Annotated in this window: 2 protein-coding genes; one reads left to right on the top strand and one right to left on the bottom strand. The window is 63.5% G+C overall.

Annotated elements, in window-relative coordinates; all coding sequences use genetic code 11:
• Positions 1-258 precede the first annotated feature (258 nt).
• On the top strand, positions 259-891 hold the full coding sequence (locus EN932_RS35040; RefSeq protein WP_024504845.1) for a LysE family translocator: 633 nt from the start codon (positions 259-261) through the stop codon (positions 889-891).
• Between the two features lie 8 nt (positions 892-899).
• Here EN932_RS35040 and EN932_RS35035 read toward each other — a convergent pair whose 3' ends face one another.
• On the bottom strand, positions 900-1,724 hold the full coding sequence (locus tag EN932_RS35035) for a DUF2189 domain-containing protein (protein ID WP_127385625.1): 825 nt from the start codon (positions 1,722-1,724) through the stop codon (positions 900-902).
• Between the last annotated feature and the right edge of the window lie 210 nt (positions 1,725-1,934).

Below are 1,934 nucleotides of genomic sequence, written 5' to 3'. Positions count from 1 at the left end.
CTTCCGCAAGGATCCAACGGACGCGAGCAAGCCGGCAAAACTGTTCTGGAATGCCACCGGCGCCAGCTTGTCGAACGATTTCAAGGAAATCGGCAACGAATTGTCGAACCTGCGCATCGTCGGCTGATCCTCAGGCTTCGGGGGCTGGCTGGAACAACGGCTGGCGCCGCCATGCACTTGCGCGCGCCTCCCGGGACAGGCACATCTTGGCCGCCTGCCGGATCGCGCGTCCATTCGCGGCGCGCTGGGGAAGAACAGATGCCCGAAACAGCCAATCATCTCGCCTTCGCGCTGGTCTGCCTCGGCATGGTGCTGACGCCTGGCCCCAACATGATCTATTTGATCTCGCGTTCCCTGTCGCAGGGGCCGAAGGCGGGGCTCATCTCGCTTGGCGGCGTGGCGCTCGGCTTTGTCTTCTATGTACTGGCGGCGGCATTCGGCATCACCGCGCTGCTGCTCGCAGTGCCCTACGCCTATGATGCGCTGCGCTTTGCCGGCGTGCTCTATCTCCTGTGGCTGGCCTGGCAGGCGGTGAAGCCGGGCGGACGCTCGCCATTCGAAGTGCGCGAATTGCCGAGGGACCGGCCGCGCAAGCTTTTCGCCATGGGCCTGATGACCAATCTGCTCAATCCGAAGGTGGCCGTGCTCTATCTGTCGCTGTTGCCGCAGTTCATCAGCCCTGGCAAGGGTCACGTCCTGTCGCAGCTCCTGGTGCTCGGCGCGACACAGATCTCGATCAGCCTCAGCGTCAATGCCGTCATCGCGGTGACGGCCGGTTCAATCGCCACCTTCCTCGCCGGACGGCCCTTGTGGCTGGTCATCCAGCGCTGGATGATGGGAACCGTGCTGGCGGCTCTCGCGCTGAAGATGGCGACCGACGCGCAGCGCTGAGAGCTAGCCTACATCGGTCGCCTTATCTGCTGTGCCCGCTCCGGCTCGACCACCTTGCGGTAGAGATGCCAGGTGGCATGGCCGAGCACCGGCATGACGACGGCGAGCCCGGCAAACAGCGGGATCGAACCGATCACCAGAAGCACGGCGACCAGCAAGCCCCACAGCGCCATTTGCAGCGGGTTGGCCATCACCGCCCGGGCCGAGGTCTCGATGGCTGAGACGGCGCCGACGTCGCGGTCGAGCAGCAGCGGGAAGGCAACCACAGTGGTGGCCAGCACGATTACGGCAAAGACAAAGCCCGCGGCATTACCGGCAAGGATCAGCGTCCAGCCCTTACTGGTGGTCAGCACGTCGCGGATGAAGCCGCCGATCGAGGCCGGCGGCTGGTCTCCGAACAGGCCAGTGTAGATCGATTGCGCGGTGTAGAGCCACAACAGGAACAGCGCCACCAGCATGACGCCAATGACGGCGATCGACGGGATCGCGGACGAGCGCCGGACATCAAACGCGTGCCGCCAGGAGGTGTTCATGCCGAGCTCGCGCCGGCGGCTGATCTCGTAAAGGCCGAGCGCCGCAAACGGCCCGACCAGCGCGAAACCCGACATCAGGGGATAGATGAGCTGGATGGCATTGGCGCCGGACGTCCACTGCGTCAGGATCAGGCCGACGATGGGATAGATCAGGCACAGGAACACGTAGTGCGATGGTTTTGCCCAGAAATCCTCGAACCCGAGACGCAACGCATCCCAAAGGTCCGACGTGGTGATGCGGCGCACCGCCGGCTGCACATGCATTCCACGTGCGTCCGCCATGACATGAAAGCCGGCCATAACCTTCCTCCCGTGTGTCGGGGCGGTCACCGCCTGGATGGCCGCCAGCGCTGCCATTTCAAGATCGAGAAGCATGATAGCAGAGTTGGCGGCGATTGTCGCCGGGTCAATGGCCTGGGGAGCAACTCCTCGTTGTGTTCAACTCTCCGTATGGCCTCTCATATGGCGTACCTTGGCAGACCTTCGTTTTGGCCAATCATTGTGCTGCAT

Source organism: Mesorhizobium sp. M7A.F.Ca.US.002.01.1.1 (assembly GCF_004022955.1).
In the GTDB taxonomy this organism is placed as follows: domain Bacteria; phylum Pseudomonadota; class Alphaproteobacteria; order Rhizobiales; family Rhizobiaceae; genus Mesorhizobium; species Mesorhizobium ciceri.
This window is presented reverse-complemented; position numbering and strand designations above follow the sequence as displayed.